The sequence below is a fragment of the Niabella sp. ZPM-14 genome (genome assembly GCF_055693045.2).
Genome location: NZ_CM181148.1, coordinates 4,088,319 through 4,101,743 on the forward strand (window position 1 = coordinate 4,088,319; position 13,425 = coordinate 4,101,743).

The following is a 13,425-nucleotide window of genomic DNA, read 5'->3' on the forward strand; positions in this document are numbered from 1 at the left end:
AAAAGACAGTATGCCACTTACAAAAGAAAGAAACGCACAGATTTTTGAAGAATTCGGTGGAAATGCCGCTAACACAGGTTCTATTGAGGGCCAGATCGCGCAATTAACCGAGCGTATCAGCCAGATCAGCGGACATTTAAAGCAAAATAAAAAAGATTTCTCTACTCACCGCGGCCTTATGCAGCTGGTAGGTAAACGTAAAAGCCTGCTGGGATATTTACAGAAGCATAACCTTGAGGGCTATCGTGCTTTAATTGAGAAGCTGGGATTAAGAAAATAGTAATCCTCCTTCGGTAACGTTGGGGAAACTGTTTTATATCCTGGGTTTGATTAGATAATTTCAGACTTAACATATTATCGTATTCCCAACATTGACCAGTGTTGGGAATACGTGTTTTTGTACCCCAAATCTTGTCAACCGGAATAGCTCTTGATTATACCCGATTGCTAGCCGGTATTGCCGGTCTGTTAGTCGCCAGGGCTAATAATGAAAGCACTGCTGCTTGATCCATAATTCAAAAAATCTAAAACGTTTTTATGTTACAACAACCATTAAGAAAGACCTTCGATCTCGGCGATGGCCGCGAAGTTACTATAGAGACGGGCCGTTTGGCACGTCAGGCAGATGGCTCCGTTACCGTGAGCATCGGCAAAATGATGCTGCTGGCGACCGTGGTGGCCAACAAGGAACCTAAAGAAGGCCAGAGCTTTTTCCCTTTAACAGTAGATTATCAGGAGAAGTTTGCTTCTGCAGGCCGCATTCCCGGTTCATTTTTCAAGCGTGAAGGAAAACTGAGCGATTATGAAGTGCTGATTTCCCGTTTGATCGATCGTGCGATCAGGCCCTTGTTCCCCGACGACTATTTTTGTGAAGTTCAGGTGCTGGTAACACTGGTGAGCAGTGACCCGGACATTCTGCCCGATGCTTTCGCTTGTTTGGCTGCTTCCGCAGCATTGGCCGTATCAGATGTGCCTATCAAAGAGATCCTGAGTGAAGTGCGTGTAGCACGCATCAACGGCGCCTTCAAGGTGAACCCTGGCCGCAGCGAAATGGAGAATGCTGATATGGACTTCATCATCGCCGCTACTGAAAAGAACCTGATGATGGTGGAAGGTGAGTCTGACGAATGTTCAGAAGCCGACCTGATCGAAGCGTTAGGCATAGCGCACGAAGCCATCCGCATCCAGATCAAAGCTCAACAGGAGTTGAGAGATCTGAAAGGCGTGAGTACCAAACGTGAATATGCATTGCCTGCTATGAACGAGGCGATGAAAGAAAAAGTATATGCATTTGCCGGTCCGAAGGTATACGAGATCGCAAAAAGCAAATCCGCTAAGCACGATCGTTCCAGCCAGTTCAAGGCATTGGAAGACGAACTGATCGCCAAGCTGGTGGAAGAGTCAACTGAAGAAGTTCCTTTTACCGATATTGAAAAGAAGCTGGCATTAAAATATTATCACGACGTACAGTATGATGTCGTTCGCGACATGGTGCTGGATGACCGGATCCGCCTCGACGGACGTGCGCTGAATGAGATCCGTCCGCTGGATATGGAAGTGGATGTATTGCCTTCTCCTCACGGTTCTGCATTGTTCACAAGGGGAGAGACCCAGTCTCTCACTACCGTAACACTGGGCACTGGCCTGGACGAATTGCTGATTGAAACAGCCGCTACCTCTAAATATTCCAAATTTATCCTTCATTATAATTTCCCTCCTTTCTCTACCGGTGAAGTAAAACCGATGCGTGGACCTGGTCGCCGGGAAGTAGGACATGGTAACCTGGCTATGCGTTCGTTAAAACAAATGATGCCTTCAGAAGCTGAGTTTGGATATACGGTGCGCGTTGTAAGTGACATCCTTGAGTCAAACGGTTCTTCATCTATGGCGACTGTTTGTGCGGGATCACTGGCATTGATGGATGCGGGTGTACCTTTCCCTAAACACGTGGCGGGTATTGCAATGGGACTGATTACTAAAGGAGAGAAATACTCTATTCTAAGCGATATCTTAGGAGATGAAGATCACCTGGGAGACATGGACTTTAAAGTGACGGGTACCCGCGATGGTATTTGTGGTGTACAGATGGATATCAAAGTGGATGGTCTGTCTATGGAAGTGATGAAAGAAGCGCTGGAACAAGCGAAAGCCGGCAGGTTACATATCCTGGAACATATGTACAAAGCAATCCCTGAAGCCAGAACGGAAGTGAAGCCACATGCTCCAAGGGTTGTTAAGATGTTTATCGATAAAGAATTTATCGGTGCAGTGATCGGGCCAGGCGGTAAGGTGATCCAGGAAATTCAGCGTGAGACAGGCGCTACCATTAATATCGAAGAAGTGAATAACATGGGAGAGATCAGCATCTTCGGTGTTGAAAAAGAAGCGGTGACCAAAGCAGAAGATTGGATCAAAGGTATTGTAGCAGTGCCTGTTGTGGGCGATGTATACGATGCCACGGTTAAGTCAGTGGTGCCGTTTGGAGCCTTCGTAGAGTTCTTGCCAGGTAAACAAGGATTGGTTCACATCAGTGAGATCAGCTGGAAGCGCTTAGAAACGCTTGATGGATTAGTAAAAGAAGGAGATGCGATGAAAGTGAAGTTGATCGGAACTGATCCGAAATCAGGTAAATTCAAGCTTTCCAGGAAAGCCTTGATTCCAAAACCGGAAAGAAAGCCGGAGGGCGATGCTCCTCAATCTTAAAATATCAGAAGGTGTTCCAAAAGAGCACCTTCTTTTTTTATATAAGTGGCATCTGAGGAACATCCTATCAGGATTGCCTTTGCTATATCTTCCATTACGCTTGCTTACGCCCAATAAAAAAACCGCCCCGGTAACCGGGACGGCTTCTTACTGAAGGTTTAATCTGTGTTCGTTTAATAATGCCATCTTACGAAGGCTTCCATTGCCGCGTAATGCGTCAGACCGAGATCCGCATAGATCTTGGCTGTTGCTGCATTTCTTTCTTCTGCACGTTGCCAGAACTCGCGGTCGTCGCTTCCCTGGAAAGGCACACTGTCTTTCTGAGATTGATGAATAAAAATACCGAAACGTTTTTTCAAAACCTGAGCCGGGCTCATAGGGATGGCCATTTCAATATCTTCGATATCCCATTCCTGCCATGCTCCTTTGTAGAGCCAGAGCCAGCAGTCGTTGATCCATTCGTCTCCGTCTGCTTTGATCCTTTGCAATGCTTTTAATACGGCATTGAAGCAAACCAGGTGGGTACCATGCGGATCAGCAAAATCACCGGCACAATACACCTGGTGTGGTTTTATTTCGCGCAGTAATTCAACGGTTAGTTCAACATCTTTTTCTCCGAGCGGATTCTTTTCAATCGTGCCTGTCTCGTAGAAAGGCAGGTTCTGAAAATGAATATGAGCCGGGTTGATACCAACATAGTTACACGTCGCTTTCGCTTCCCCGCGCCGGATCAGGCCTTTGATCTCCCGGATGATAGGAGAGTCTACCTGTCCCGGCTTCTTGCCCGAGATATAAGTTTTAGCTTCTGATAAAATTTGAGAAGGGATCTCCGAATGAATGTTGGCTATCTCGTTGAACCCGACCGCGAAGTCGAGGAACCTCGTAACGAATTCGTCGGTTACCGCGATATTACCTGAAGTCTGGTAAGCCACATGCACCTCGTGTCCCTGGTCGTGGAGCCGCTGGAAAGTGCCGCCCATACTGATAATATCGTCATCAGGATGCGGAGAAAATATTACGCAGCGCTTAGGGTAGGGGTTGGACCGCTCGGGGTGCGCCGGAATGATCGCATTAGGTTTGCCTCCGGGCCAGCCAGTGATGCTATCGCGAAGCATATAATAAACTTCGAGATTGATTTCGTAAGCGTCTCCTTTTTCAACCAGCAGATCGCTAAGACCATTGTCATTATAATCCTCATTCGTCAGGCTCAACACGGTCTTGCCCAACTGGAGCGCCATGTTCACTACTGCCTTCTTAATGGTCTTGGGCGTCCATTCACAATCTCCGGTAAGCCAGGGTGATTTGGAACGGGTCAGCTGTGATGCCGCTGCTTCGTCTATCACGAAACTTACGTTATCGTGGTTTTGCAGGAAGGAGGCAGGTACTGTTTCGCTGTCGTCGTCCTCTACTGCTTTTTTAACAGCAGCTGCTTTTGCGGGGCCCCATGCCATCAGGATGATCTGCTTGGACTTCATGATGGTGCTGATCCCCATGGTGATTGCCATGCGGGGCACCTCCGAGATATTGGCAAACTCGTAAGCATTCGCCAGGCGGGTGCTGTTGGTCAGGTTCACCAGGCGGGTTCTCGTGTAGATGCCGGAACCAGGTTCATTGAATCCGATGTGGCCGTTGTTCCCGATACCCAGGATCTGAAGATCGATGCCACCGGCGTCCTCGATTTTCTTTTCGTAGGCCGCGCAGGCAGATTTAATATCTTCTTTGCGGATATCGCCATCAGGAATATTAATATTTTCGGGTTGTATATCCACCTGGCTAAACAAATGCGTTTGCATGAACCGATAATAGCTCTGCGGCGCTTCTTTACTGATAGGATAATATTCATCCAGGTTAAAGCTGATCACATTGCTGAAGCTTAGTCCTTCCTCTTTGTGCATGCGCACCAGCTCGGCGTAGAGGGTTTTAGGGCTCGACCCGGTCGCCAATCCTAATACACAATTCTTTCCTTCAGCTTGCTTTTTTCTGATGAGCTCCGCGATCTGTTGAGCAATAACCACTGACCCCGCCTTCACGTCTGCCTGTATATTGACACTGATTTTTTCCAGGCTGTCAATGTGGTTACTTAATGTTTGTCTCTTGTCCATTGTTCGGTTTTAAAAAATGATGCTTCTTTTATGCAGTTGTTGAATCTTATTGCTTACCGTAATAATTGGTACCCCACAGATCATACCGTTTTTTCTGGGTTTCCAGGCGTTTGCTGAAGTCGTTCCAATCTTTTTTATCTTCCGGCGTCCATAATACTTCGCTCACGGCTGCCACACGTGGAAAGATCATATATTCCACTTTGGAGGGATTAGAGACGTATTCTGTCCACAAGTTAGCTTGTCCGCCTTGTACATAAGGTTTTTCTTCTGCTGTTAAGGCATCAGGATATATTTTCCAGCTGTACACCTTATCGATTGGCAGGTGACCTTTATTATTACTGATGGTAACGGAGTCTTCATGCTTAGCTTGCTGATAATCGATATAAGCGTAAGTGGTAGGCGTCATGATCACGTTGTGATGTTGTTTCGCCGCTTCGATACCGCCTTTCTCGCCGCGCCAGCTCATAACCCACGCGTTAGGCGCCAGACCGCCTTCCAGGATTTCATCCCATCCAATCAGCGTCTTGCCTTTGGCATTCAGGTACTTTTCCATGCGCTGCACGAAATAGCTTTGCAGGTAGTGTTCCGCTCTATGGGTTTTATCGGTTTTTATACCGAGGTCTTTTATTCTTTTCTGGCAGTTAGGACAATATTCCCAGTTGATCTTGGGCGCTTCATCGCCGCCGATATGTACGACTTTGGAGGGGAACAGAGGAATCACTTCGTCCAATACATTTTCCAGGAATTCGAAAGTAGATTCTTTACCAGCGCAGAAGATGTCGTCGTAAACACCCCAGCTTTGCATGACCTGTTTACCCGCAAGGTCGCCAGCCCAATATTCGTCGGTATTGTCCCTGATGAAATAATCGTAAGTCGGTTTGTCCGGGAAACAGCTTAAAAAAGGATACGCCGCGATAGCCGCGCTTCCATGTCCCGGCATCTCAATTTCGGGTACAACGGTAATGAACCGGTCTGCAGCGTACTTAACCACCTCTTTCACTTCTTCCTGTGTGTAAAAACCGCCGTAACGCTCGTTGGTATTACCTGTTCCGGGGAAACGGCCGATGATCGTCCCGTTTCTCCATGCGCCCACTTCAGTAAGCCTGGGATATTTTTTAATTTCAATCCGCCAGCCCTGATCATCCGTCAAATGCCAGTGGAAGGAATTCATTTTGTGCAGGGCGATATAATCAATGTATTTCTTCAAAAAAGACACGGGGAAAAAGTGGCGCGACACATCCAGCATCAGGCCGCGGTATTGCACCGTTGGCGCATCGGTGATGCTAACAGCCGGGATGGCCAGCGTAGCAGATTTGGTAGTGGGGAGCAGCTGTATCAAGGTCTGTATCCCGTAAAAAGCTCCCGGTGCTGTATTGCCTTTGATCGTAACCGCATTCTTTCCGGCGTTCAGCGTGTATCCGTCCTTCCCGGTATTTCCCGCCATAATAATGATACCTTTGCTGCCGGAAGACCGCACAGGAAGCGAAAAGCCAAAATAGCTTTTCAGGTAGTCGTTCAGGAAATTAGCCGATAGTATTTCATCTTTGCTTTTCGCTACGATGACCGTCTTGTTCGAAATAGTGAACGAACCGGTTTTCTCGACAACACTCGTCGGCTTGGGAATGATATTAATGTTTTGTGCTGATAAGCACTGGCTAGCTAGCAGTAGTACAAAAACGAAAGGTTTTAACATAGCAAAGAATATTTTTAGAGTTGCCAAGATAAGTATTTTTGCAGACGATCTGAGCACAAAATCAGCGCAAACGATTGTCTTTTAAAAAGTGAATATGACAAATAAGCAAGTAGTAGAAAAGTTTTATGAAGCCTTTAGCAGAAGGGATTTCCAGACCATGAACAGTTGTTATGCCGAAGATGTGCTGTTCAGTGATCCGGTGTTTGGATTCCTGCGTGGTGATGAGGTGAAGGCGATGTGGGAAATGTTATGCACCAATGCCAAAGACTTCTCGCTGACGTATAATGAAATTACAGAGATCGATCATCAGTATATTACCTGCAAGTGGACAGCGATCTACACGTTCACAGCCACGGGGAGAAAGGTGGTTAATCGTGCAAAAGCGTTTATGAAGATCAGCGATGGCATCATCCTCGAACACAGCGATGGCTTTAAGCTGGCGACCTGGCTGGAGCAGGCTTTTGGGCTGACCGGTAAACTATTTGGGTGGACCAACTTTATGAAACGCAAGGTGCATCGCCGCGCCCGGAAAAACCTGCAGGCCTTTATGGATGGGGAGAGCACTCCTGAAAAGCCCGACCAGCCTGCTTTGTAGCGGGTTTAACTATTTGATACCGCCAAAGGCAGCAAAGCATAAATTTTTGTGCAATAGCTCTACCTGGCTAAAACCTACCTGGCGCATCAGGTCGAGCTGATAAGTGACGGACCGGGGCGAATCTTCCTGATCGATATAATCCAATACTTTTTGGCGATACTCGCTGCCGCCCAGCTCTTCCAGGTAATCACCGTACCGCTTCCAGATATAGTCGTTGAGTGCTGCGTTATCCTGCGTTACCAGGTCGCTGATCATCAGGCAGCCACCGGGCTTGAGAAGATTAAACAGTTTTCTGAAAGTGTTCAGCCAGTCCTTATCATCTCTTAAATGATGAAGCACCGCCCCTGCCAATACAATATCAAAGCTGTTTTCCGCTAAGGCGGCGTCGCGGATATCGCTTTGCAGAATCGTTACAGAGCCTGAGGTCTGCGCAGTGACACGCTCGAGGGCTTTGTCCAGCATGGGCTGGCTCAGGTCAACCAGGGTACAGTGCAGGTCTGGCAGTTTCGAAAGCATTTTAAGGGTATAATTGCCCGCGCCGCAACCAATATCCAGCAAATGCGTGGCCTGCGGCCGTATCGATCTGGCTGCTTCGGTGATCAATTCGAGAGAAAGAGTAGCATCAATGGTCGATTGTTGTCCGGTTTCCAGGTTGGAAAACCTTTCTACATCGTTATCAAAACGTTCTCTTATTGCTGCTACTGAAGATTTCATGGGTTCCATTTATTTAATCCAATCCCGAAGTTACGGATCTGAAACAATGTTCAGGGCAGAGCTCCGACATGAATATAATGCAACTGAAAAGTAAGAGCCAAGGGTGCTTTACCCGTTTTTACTTTTTCTTACATAAAAAAACAATCCCGATAATAATAAGTATGGTTCCATTAACAATAAATAAATATTTGTTATTTATATCGGGTAGGCTGAAATACTCATATAATTGAAACAACCCGAGTAGCACTAGAAATGCGGAAATGACCATTCTCATGTAATACGTTTTAATATTGAGGTAATAAGTCCATTTCTTTGTTGGTATCCAACTCTTTGCAGCTAAATAGAATAAACGGAAGATCCCTCTTTAAAACGGAAATAGTTCCAAACAGGTATTAGAAAAACCTGAATAACAATTGTAAGCAAACCGTAAAATACAACGTTACAGCAATAGAATTTGGTCATCCGGATTTGGAACAAAGCCCAGCAGCACTGCGAGTGAGTTTTTGATGTTGATCCAACATTTGTCAACACAGTTAATAGAAGCAACGCTAAATAGTTTTTTAAGAATGACGATCAGACAAGTTTTTAACTGCAATGTAAACAAGTAGTACAGTCAATATCATCAGCAATAAGAAAAAAAAATCGGCTTTAAGTCTTCCGTAATTTTTTTCCTTGAAAGAAACATAGATGCTATTTAGCTTACTGCCAAACGTCATTACTGCGAGAATAATAAATAAAGGACTTAATTCCATAATCGTTAACTTTTTCTCCATAACCACCAGCCGAATGACACTTTAAATATAATAATAAATACTTATATATTATTTAAGAAATACGATGACGTGCTACAAAAAAGCCCAAAGAGAACCAACTCTTTGGACTTACATACTTAACAATAAAAATTACTGCGCGATCTTCTCTGCCAGCCACAGGTATTCAGAAGCAAAATTGTGAATGCTCTTCTCAAAGGCCGGATCGATCAGGTCTCCGTTCGCGTCGATCTTTTTATCAATGGTGGGGATCACCAGCAGTTGCGGACATACCACTGTGAACAGCCCGGCGCCCAGCAGGATCAGTTGTTGCGCGGCTCTCATGCCACCAAATCCGCCGTTGGACGCGGTTACAACGCCTAATGTTTTATGTAATTGTTTAGGAAAATGATCAACCAGGTTTTTCAGCGAAGGTGAATAACCCCCGTTATATTCGGGTGTCACAAAAATAAATGCATCTGCTTTGAAAACCCGCTCAAACAAAGGCTTCCAGGGATCGGGTGTATTGTCTATCGAATTAAATACTTTCTCCACCCAGGGCAGCTGGTGTTCGCGGCAATCAATAATGCCCACGTGATGTTCCGTGTGCTTTTGAAACCATTTTTGTACGGCATAGGCAGCTCTCACTGTTAAACTCTCTTTCCTGGGGCTTCCTGATATTATTTCGATGTGCATCTTATAAAGTTTAGAAAATTAACAGCGAAGTAAAGCAATTGTTGTCAAATAGCTGATAAAACAAGGTGTTTCAGGTGGGCCACCGTCATTTTTATCGCAAACGACTTCTTAAAACTTACGCATGGCAGATTTGAATATATCGTAAAGTCCTAATTTCGACATCAAATCTTTATATCATGATGGACCGTAAACGTTTTCTACAGCTCAGCGCGCTCACCGGTATTGCAACAACCTGGGCGAACAAGGCCCGAAGCCAGGCCGGCACGAAGGTGAGCGGCCCGGTAGTGATCTCTACCTGGGATGCCGGCCTGAGAGCGAATAAAGGCGCCTGGGAAGTATTAGGGAAAGGAGGCAGCGCTTTAGACGCCGTGGAAAAAGGTGTAATGGTAACAGAAAATGAGATCAACTGTTGCGTCGGACTGGGCGCCAACCCGGACAGGGATGGTTTTGTGACCCTGGATGCCTGCATTATGGACCACCAGTTCAACTGCGGCAGTGTGGCATTTCTCGAACGGATCAAACACCCCATTTCCGTTGCGCGCAGGGTGATGGAAAAAACGCCGCACGTCATGTTGGTGGGCGACGGCGCTCAACAGTTTGCCGTGGCTGAAGGGTTTACTTTGGAACCGCAGGAGTTGTCGCCAGACGCCAAAAAGGCTTATGAAAAATGGTTGCAAAATTCAAAATACGAACCGCAGATCAACCGGGAAAATATCGAGAACAAAGGCCATGGCCCTTTTGCCCCGGCTCAGATCGATGGAGAATGGAATCATGATACGATCGGGATGGTCGCTTTGGATGCGAACGGGCACCTGGGCGGTAGCTGCACCACCAGCGGCATGGGCTTTAAGATGAGAGGTCGCCTGGGCGACTCGCCCATTATCGGAGCCGGCCTGTATGTCGATGGGGAAGTAGGAGCTTGTACGGCTACCGGGCAGGGTGAAGATGTGATCCGGGTAGCCGGGTCTCACAGTGTAGTAGAGATGATGCGGCAAGGTTATGGTCCGGAAATGGCGTGCCAGAAGGTTATTGAGCGCATCGTTAAAATAAAAGGAGACGATGTGAAGAAAATTCAGGTGGCATTTTTAGCGATCAACAAAAATGGCGTAGTAGGTGCTTATGCCATCCACAAAGGCTTTAGCTATGCTTTAAAAACCTACACGACTGAGAAGCTGATCACTGCAAAGAGCTGGTTTAATTAAGGAATGTGGTTGAAAAGTTCACAAGTTGAAAGGTTTAATTTTTAATAACTCATGCTTCAGAAATATCTTTTAGAAATTGCGACATCCGATTTTGAATCCACCAGGAGCGCTGTGGCCGGTGGGGCGGATCGCATTGAACTTTGTGCGAACCTCGGTGAGGGCGGAACGACACAGTCTTACGGTGTGATCAAAAAATGCCGGGAAACTTTTGATGTCAAATTGTATCCCATTATCCGCGTACGTGGTGGCGACTTTTATTATTCTGATGAAGAGTTTGAGTGCATGTTGTACGATGTGCTCAAATGCAAAGAGCTGAACTGTGACGGAATAGTGATCGGCTTTCTAAAGAGGGATGGTGCTATTGATCTTGAAAGAACAGCAAAGGTCGTGGAAGCGGCCTATCCGTTGGGCGTCACGTTTCATCGGGCTTTCGACAGATGCCTTGATCCTTTGAAATCCCTGGAAGCCTTGATAGACCTGGGTTGTGAGCGTATTCTTACCAGTGGCCAGCAGTTGACCGCGCCCGAAGGAGCAGACCTTATTGCGGAGTTGAATACGGCGGCAGACGGCCGGATCATCATCATGCCCGGCAGCGGCGTGAGGGAAAATAATGTGCGGGCGCTTGCTGATCAAACCCACTGCTTTGAGTTTCACACCTCGCTGAGAACGCTCAAAAAAAGCGACATGACCTTCTTTCCACCCGCTTTCAGCGATAATGCAGAGAATAATCATTATAGTGTTGAAGAAAATGCAGTCAGAAGCATGAAGGCAACCATGCTTGCTCCTTAATCGTTGCCCGTGATCAAGAGGCTTCATTAAAATGCTGCTCTGCCTCCAGGGGAACAACTATCTCTATAAGCACTCCCTTATTGAGCCCGCTGGTGAGTGTGAAGCGGGCGCCAATGGTTTTCGCGCGGTTTTCCATGTTGAGCAAACCAATTCCGGTATTAGAGATTGACTCGGGATCAAATCCTTTTCCATTATCCTGAACGCGGATCAGTAATGCTTCCGGATCGGCATTGATGCTGATGTGGATCTCGCTTCCCGGCGCATGTTTAACAGCGTTGCCGATGGCTTCCTGCACCATCCGGAACAGGATCACCTCTTTTCGCGGATCAAGATCTAATTGGTCCACATTCAGGTTCAGACTGGCTTTGGAAATACCCATTTTGTTGATGCGCGATATTTCAAGCTGAAGAGAAGCTATAATGCCCGCCCTTGTTACCTTTTCACCCAGCAACGTTTGAGAAATATGACGGATATCCTGCAGGCTGTTCGAGAGGATCTCCTGGCAGGAATGCAGCTTTTTATTGTCGCTGAAAACAGCTTCCTGCGAAAGAAGGTTCAGGTAAATCGTGGCGGCTGATAATTGTTGCCCGACATTGTCATGAAGCTCGCGGCTGATATCGTCAAATGCTTTTTCCTGGATCTCAATCGTACTTTTTAAAAGATCTTCATTGAACTGCGTTTGAAGCCGTTGCTTCTCCTTTTGATTTTCCTGTTGTTTTTTATAGTAGCTCGTTACAAAAAAAACAATGAAGACACAGAACACTGTAAAGAGCAGCATCCCGGTGATGATGAATACATACATTTCGGAAAGACTAGCCGACATTGTTGTATCGTTTACTGTTGAGGTAGATGGAAAAGCCCAGCGTTATATAATAAATATAATTTACAAAGTAAACGGTATTTGTTATAAAGCTGGTGTCGATGTGATACTTAATGAATATGTTATAAAAACTCCAGCAGAAAAACGTGCAGGTGAAATAAGCCAGCACCGCTGCGTTGCACCAGAATATATCGAGCGACCATAATGACTTGCCCGTCACATCAGTGATAAGGCGCTTGAACATCAGAAAAGCATAGATGATAAATACCAGGCCAGACATCAGTATGATATTGGAGGGAATCGTCCAGATGCTTTGATAGTACATCGCATTGATCAACGAAAACAGCACCATCAGTAGGGGGGAATAGGAAAACCAGGCGCTCTTCCTGAGGTACACGCTGTAGAATAACGTGATCAGAAAGAACTGAAGCGGCGCAAACAAATGGTACCCGGGCATGCTATTGACAAACCGCATGACAAAAAAACGGGAAACCACGTCGCTCGCAATGCCCAGCCCGATAAGCAGCACAAGCACTTTGTAAGGCGCACTTAATTTCCTGAAGCGCGTCAGCGTTAAAAGAAATACGATCGTAATGATGACCAGGTAGGTGACCAGCCGTGGTGACCAGACGTTGAAGCTAGTCAAGAGGTGGAGGGACATCATTATTACATTTATGAGGACAGGGGTCGGTCATATCTGCATAGGAGCCAGACTCCTCAACGTTATTTCCTTTTTCTGATCTGGATAAGGCTTTTTCTGATCCTGCTGCACCTTCGTTTAATACCGTGCCGCGCAGGATGATCGTGTAAGCTCTCTTATCCAGTGTTGGATCTGCCTTACCGAAACGGATATCGTATCCCGCAATTTTTGCTTTAGGATTTTTTTTCATGATGGTGCTGTCCATCGCATGTAGGGTGCCGATACTGATCCAGAATCCCCGAAGCTCTTCATTTTCCTGCTTTCCCGTAACCAGCCGGTAGTTGCTGTCAAGGCTTCTCTGGTCGCGCAGGTAATTCCGGATATATTCTTTTGCTTTCTTTTCGTCCATCAGACCAGCTTTGGTTGGCAGGTACACGTAAGTTGGGCCGTCGTCCTCTTCCGCCTTTTCAGATACTCTGTCATAAATATAAAAAATGAAGAAACCGAGCAAAATGAGAAAAAGATAGAACGGGACTCTTTTAACAGTTAATGATTCAGTAGCCATGGGTTTATTTTTATAAGGGATCCAAACTTACACCAAAAATGGATAGGCCGGATAGATGGGTGCATAACATTTTTAAGTTATCATCTTTCTTTTACCACAAAGAATTCACAGAAGAAGGAGAAAACTATTATGCAACGGAATATATTTTATCTCAAAT

Annotated in this window: 13 protein-coding genes; 5 read left to right on the forward strand and 8 right to left on the reverse strand. The window is 46.1% G+C overall.

Going from position 1 to position 13,425, the window contains the following annotated elements; genetic code table 11:
- Nucleotides 1-10 precede the first annotated feature (10 nt).
- On the forward strand, nt 11-280 hold the full coding sequence (rpsO, locus tag ACU37H_RS17330; RefSeq protein ID WP_472704732.1) for a 30S ribosomal protein S15: 270 nt from the start codon (nt 11-13) through the stop codon (nt 278-280).
- A gap of 257 nt (nt 281-537) precedes the next feature.
- The gene (gene pnp, locus ACU37H_RS17335; protein ID WP_472704730.1) at nt 538-2,703 is read left to right on the forward strand and encodes a polyribonucleotide nucleotidyltransferase; all 2,166 of its coding nucleotides are present in this window, start codon (nt 538-540) and stop codon (nt 2,701-2,703) included.
- Nucleotides 2,704-2,876: 173 nt separating this feature from the next.
- Here the strand turns inward: pnp and nagB are convergent, their stop codons facing one another.
- Nucleotides 2,877-4,805, reverse strand: coding sequence for a glucosamine-6-phosphate deaminase (gene nagB / locus ACU37H_RS17340; protein ID WP_472704728.1), 1,929 nt, complete (start codon nt 4,803-4,805; stop codon nt 2,877-2,879).
- Between the two features lie 46 nt (nt 4,806-4,851).
- The gene (locus tag ACU37H_RS17345) at nt 4,852-6,498 is read right to left on the reverse strand and encodes a beta-N-acetylhexosaminidase (RefSeq protein ID WP_472704726.1); all 1,647 of its coding nucleotides are present in this window, start codon (nt 6,496-6,498) and stop codon (nt 4,852-4,854) included.
- A 94-nt stretch (nt 6,499-6,592) separates the two neighbouring features.
- On the opposite strand from ACU37H_RS17345, the gene ACU37H_RS17350 reads away from it, so the two are divergent.
- Nucleotides 6,593-7,093, forward strand: a complete 501-nt coding sequence (locus ACU37H_RS17350; RefSeq protein WP_472704724.1) for a nuclear transport factor 2 family protein — start codon at nt 6,593-6,595, stop codon at nt 7,091-7,093.
- 9 nt (nt 7,094-7,102) lie between these two features.
- On the opposite strand, the gene ACU37H_RS17355 is transcribed toward ACU37H_RS17350, so the two are convergent.
- The 3 genes from ACU37H_RS17355 to ACU37H_RS17365 all read right to left on the reverse strand — a co-directional run bounded on the left by ACU37H_RS17355 (nt 7,103) and on the right by ACU37H_RS17365 (nt 9,252).
- Nucleotides 7,103-7,807: a class I SAM-dependent methyltransferase gene (locus ACU37H_RS17355; RefSeq protein ID WP_472704722.1), complete on the reverse strand. Its 705-nt coding sequence runs from the start codon at nt 7,805-7,807 to the stop codon at nt 7,103-7,105.
- Nucleotides 7,808-7,925: 118 nt separating this feature from the next.
- Nucleotides 7,926-8,081 carry a DUF308 domain-containing protein gene (locus ACU37H_RS17360; protein ID WP_494407568.1) on the reverse strand — a complete coding sequence of 52 codons (156 nt, stop codon included), beginning with the start codon at nt 8,079-8,081 and terminating at the stop codon, nt 7,926-7,928.
- A gap of 628 nt (nt 8,082-8,709) precedes the next feature.
- Nucleotides 8,710-9,252, reverse strand: coding sequence for an NADPH-dependent FMN reductase (locus tag ACU37H_RS17365; protein ID WP_472704721.1), 543 nt, complete (start codon nt 9,250-9,252; stop codon nt 8,710-8,712).
- Nucleotides 9,253-9,428: 176 nt separating this feature from the next.
- On the opposite strand from ACU37H_RS17365, the gene ACU37H_RS17370 reads away from it, so the two are divergent.
- Together ACU37H_RS17370 and ACU37H_RS17375 are read left to right on the forward strand one after the other, a co-directional pair.
- Nucleotides 9,429-10,454 carry an isoaspartyl peptidase/L-asparaginase family protein gene (locus ACU37H_RS17370; protein WP_472704719.1) on the forward strand — a complete coding sequence of 342 codons (1,026 nt, stop codon included), beginning with the start codon at nt 9,429-9,431 and terminating at the stop codon, nt 10,452-10,454.
- 51 nt (nt 10,455-10,505) lie between these two features.
- Complete coding sequence (locus ACU37H_RS17375; RefSeq protein ID WP_472704717.1) at nt 10,506-11,243, forward strand: copper homeostasis protein CutC; 738 nt, start codon at nt 10,506-10,508, stop codon at nt 11,241-11,243.
- A 13-nt stretch (nt 11,244-11,256) separates the two neighbouring features.
- Here ACU37H_RS17375 and ACU37H_RS17380 read toward each other — a convergent pair whose 3' ends face one another.
- The 3 genes from ACU37H_RS17380 to ACU37H_RS17390 are packed head-to-tail and all read right to left on the reverse strand — an operon-like array spanning nt 11,257 to nt 13,268.
- Nucleotides 11,257-12,066: a sensor histidine kinase gene (locus tag ACU37H_RS17380; RefSeq protein WP_472704715.1), complete on the reverse strand. Its 810-nt coding sequence runs from the start codon at nt 12,064-12,066 to the stop codon at nt 11,257-11,259.
- Nucleotides 12,056-12,727, reverse strand: a complete 672-nt coding sequence (locus tag ACU37H_RS17385) for a hypothetical protein (protein ID WP_472704713.1) — start codon at nt 12,725-12,727, stop codon at nt 12,056-12,058. The genes ACU37H_RS17380 and ACU37H_RS17385 overlap by 11 nt, the downstream gene beginning before the upstream one ends.
- Nucleotides 12,702-13,268, reverse strand: coding sequence for a hypothetical protein (locus ACU37H_RS17390; protein ID WP_472704711.1), 567 nt, complete (start codon nt 13,266-13,268; stop codon nt 12,702-12,704). Before ACU37H_RS17390 ends, ACU37H_RS17385 begins: the two co-directional genes overlap by 26 nt.
- Nucleotides 13,269-13,425: the final 157 nt, after the last annotated feature.

Coding starts and splice junctions, on each gene's coding strand:
- rpsO (WP_472704732.1), top strand. CDS start 11: ATGCCACTTACAAAAGAAAGAAACGCACAGATTTTTGAAGAATTCGGT.
- pnp (WP_472704730.1), top strand. CDS start 538: ATGTTACAACAACCATTAAGAAAGACCTTCGATCTCGGCGATGGCCGC.
- nagB (WP_472704728.1), bottom strand. CDS start 4,805: ATGGACAAGAGACAAACATTAAGTAACCACATTGACAGCCTGGAAAAA.
- ACU37H_RS17345 (WP_472704726.1), bottom strand. CDS start 6,498: ATGTTAAAACCTTTCGTTTTTGTACTACTGCTAGCTAGCCAGTGCTTA.
- ACU37H_RS17350 (WP_472704724.1), top strand. CDS start 6,593: ATGACAAATAAGCAAGTAGTAGAAAAGTTTTATGAAGCCTTTAGCAGA.
- ACU37H_RS17355 (WP_472704722.1), bottom strand. CDS start 7,807: ATGAAATCTTCAGTAGCAGCAATAAGAGAACGTTTTGATAACGATGTA.
- ACU37H_RS17360 (WP_494407568.1), bottom strand. CDS start 8,081: ATGAGAATGGTCATTTCCGCATTTCTAGTGCTACTCGGGTTGTTTCAA.
- ACU37H_RS17365 (WP_472704721.1), bottom strand. CDS start 9,252: ATGCACATCGAAATAATATCAGGAAGCCCCAGGAAAGAGAGTTTAACA.
- ACU37H_RS17370 (WP_472704719.1), top strand. CDS start 9,429: ATGATGGACCGTAAACGTTTTCTACAGCTCAGCGCGCTCACCGGTATT.
- ACU37H_RS17375 (WP_472704717.1), top strand. CDS start 10,506: ATGCTTCAGAAATATCTTTTAGAAATTGCGACATCCGATTTTGAATCC.
- ACU37H_RS17380 (WP_472704715.1), bottom strand. CDS start 12,066: ATGTCGGCTAGTCTTTCCGAAATGTATGTATTCATCATCACCGGGATG.
- ACU37H_RS17385 (WP_472704713.1), bottom strand. CDS start 12,727: ATGATGTCCCTCCACCTCTTGACTAGCTTCAACGTCTGGTCACCACGG.
- ACU37H_RS17390 (WP_472704711.1), bottom strand. CDS start 13,268: ATGGCTACTGAATCATTAACTGTTAAAAGAGTCCCGTTCTATCTTTTT.